General features: G+C 70.3%; 5 protein-coding genes. 2 read left to right on the top strand and 3 right to left on the bottom strand.

Going from position 1 to position 2226, the window contains the following annotated elements:
* A partial coding sequence (locus IE249_RS38665) for a carboxyl transferase domain-containing protein (protein WP_308434403.1) occupies positions 1-235 on the top strand: 235 nt, incomplete at its 5' end.
* A gap of 76 nt (positions 236-311) precedes the next feature.
* The gene (locus IE249_RS27470; RefSeq protein WP_189708961.1) at positions 312-506 is read left to right on the top strand and encodes an acyl-CoA carboxylase epsilon subunit; all 195 of its coding nucleotides are present in this window, start codon (positions 312-314) and stop codon (positions 504-506) included.
* A 154-nt stretch (positions 507-660) separates the two neighbouring features.
* Here IE249_RS27470 and IE249_RS27475 read toward each other — a convergent pair whose 3' ends face one another.
* The 3 genes from IE249_RS27475 to IE249_RS27485 form a co-directional block, all read right to left on the bottom strand.
* The gene (locus tag IE249_RS27475) at positions 661-1242 is read right to left on the bottom strand and encodes a GTP-binding protein (RefSeq protein ID WP_189708963.1); all 582 of its coding nucleotides are present in this window, start codon (positions 1240-1242) and stop codon (positions 661-663) included.
* On the bottom strand, positions 1223-1801 hold the full coding sequence (locus tag IE249_RS27480; RefSeq protein ID WP_189708965.1) for a DUF742 domain-containing protein: 579 nt from the start codon (positions 1799-1801) through the stop codon (positions 1223-1225). Before IE249_RS27480 ends, IE249_RS27475 begins: the two co-directional genes overlap by 20 nt.
* Before the next feature lie 98 nt (positions 1802-1899).
* Positions 1900-2226: roadblock/LC7 domain-containing protein (locus IE249_RS27485; protein WP_229859382.1), on the bottom strand; the 327-nt coding region annotated here is incomplete at its 5' end.

A 2226-nucleotide genomic window follows, 5' to 3' on the forward strand; every position in this document is an offset into this window, starting at 1 on the left:
CGTCATCTTCCGCCGGCAGATCGCCGAGGCCGAGGACCCCGAGGCCATGCGGCAGAAGATGGTCAAGGAGTACAAGGCCGAGCTGATGCACCCCTACTACGCCGCCGAGCGCGGCCTGGTGGACGACGTCATCGACCCGGCCGACACCCGCGAGGTCCTGGTCCGGGGTCTGGCGATGCTGCGCACCAAGCACGCCGACCTGCCCTCCCGCAAGCACGGCAACCCCCCGCAGTAACGGCCACCGGCCGCCGTAACCCGGCGGACGCACCGCGGCAACCCCGCGGACCACTCAGCCACGGAGACTGACACTCATGGACACTCCTGACATCCGCGTAGAGAAGGGCCACGCCGAGCCCGAGGAGGTCGCCGCCATCACGGCCCTCCTGCTGGCCCGCGCGGCGGCCCGCCCCGCCGACACCACCCCGGCCCACCGCGGCCGCGCCCGGGCCGGCTGGCGCCGCCTGGAGCGCGAGAACGGCTTCCGCGCCCCGCACAGCTGGCACTGAGCGCAGGACATCACGAAGGGCCCCTCTCGAAAGAGAGGGGCCCTTTGCTGCTTGAGGGACGCCGGGAACGTCTTGGGGCGCGGGGAACTGCGCGGCGAACCACGAGCTGCCCGCAGACGGCCTGTGACCGTAAGGGGCAGCCCAGGTGCCGAGTTCAGCGCAGCCGCGCCATCAGCGCGTGCTCGACCAGCGTGATCAGTGCCGACTTGGCGTCCGCGCGGTGCCGGGCGTCGGTGGTGATGATGGGGGCGTCCGGGCCGATCTGCAGCGCCTCGCGGACTTCCTCCGGGGTGTAGGGCTGCTGGCCGTCGAAGCCGTTGAGGGCGATGACGAACGGCAGGCCGCTGTTCTCGAAGTAGTCGACCGCGGGGAAGCAGTCGGCCAGACGCCGGGTGTCGACCAGGACGATCGCGCCGATGGCGCCGCGCACCAGGTCGTCCCACATGAACCAGAACCGGTCCTGGCCGGGCGTGCCGAACAGGTAGAGGATCAGGTCCTGGTCCAGGGTGATACGGCCGAAGTCCATGGCCACGGTCGTCGTGGTCTTGTCCCCGGTGTGGGTGAGGTCGTCGATGCCCGCCGAAGCAGACGTCATGACGGCCTCCGTGCGCAGCGGGTTGATCTCCGAGACGGCGCCGACGAACGTGGTCTTGCCCACGCCGAAGCCGCCCGCCACCACGATCTTCGCGGAGGTGGTGGAGCGGGAAGGACCGCCGCTAGAGCTTGCGAAGTCCACTGAGCACCCTTTCGAGCAGTGTCACGTCTGGCTGGCCACCGGCGTTCTCGTCGCCGCCGGGCTGATGGATGGCGACCAGGCCCGCCTCCGCCAAGTCGGCGACGAGGATCCTGGCCACGCCGAGAGGGATCGTCAGCAGGGCCGAGACCTCGGCCACCGACTTGATCTCGCGGCACAGATTGCAGATCCGCTGATGTTCGGGCAGCTGGCCCTGCATCTGGTGCGGCTGCGCCGTGGTGTGCACCAGCGCCTCGATGGCGAGCTGGTACCGCGGCCTGGTACGGCCGCCCGTCATGGCGTACGGGCGGACCAGGGGGTTGTTCGACGCCCCCGCGGGCGCCGGCTCAGGGGTACGTCGCTGCGGCTGCACCGGCTGGATGCGCGGCGCCGGCGGCTGGTCGTACGGCGAAGGGCCGGGGCCCTGCGGCGCGTACGGCTGCCGGTGGTGCGGGGCGGAGGGGAAGTCGTACCGGTTCGCCGAACCGTCGCCCTGGCCTTGGCCCTGGGCAGGGCCGTACGACCAGTTGCCCGAATGGGAACCGCCTGGGGGTGTTGCCACTTTCTCTCCTCCTCCGACTGTGCCGGGCACCCAACCCTGTGGGAAGCCGCGTCCCGAAACCTTACGGCCCCGGGACGCCAAAACGCACCGTCTGTCTGTTAGTTGAGAAGGCTCCCCTGGAGCTCCGCGCGGAGGTCCGGCGTCAGAACCGTGCCCGCACGGTCGACCAGAAGGGCCATCTCGTACCCAATGAGGCCGATGTCCGCCTCCGGGTGTGCCAGAACCGCGAGCGACGAACCGTCGGAGATGGACATGATGAAGAGGAATCCCCGCTCCATCTCCACAACCGTCTGGTTCACGCTGCCGCCCTCGAAGATGCGCGAGGCACCGGCGGTCAGCGAGGTCAGACCGGACGCGACGGCCGCGAGCTGGTCGGCCCGGTCGCGGGGAAAGCCTTCGGACATCGCCAGAAGGAGTCCGTCGGC

Source organism: Streptomyces anandii JCM 4720, from assembly GCF_014650655.1.
Taxonomy (GTDB): Bacteria; Actinomycetota; Actinomycetes; order Streptomycetales; family Streptomycetaceae; genus Streptomyces; species Streptomyces anandii.

Coding starts and splice junctions, on each gene's coding strand:
- IE249_RS27470 (WP_189708961.1), top strand. CDS start 312: ATGGACACTCCTGACATCCGCGTAGAGAAGGGCCACGCCGAGCCCGAG.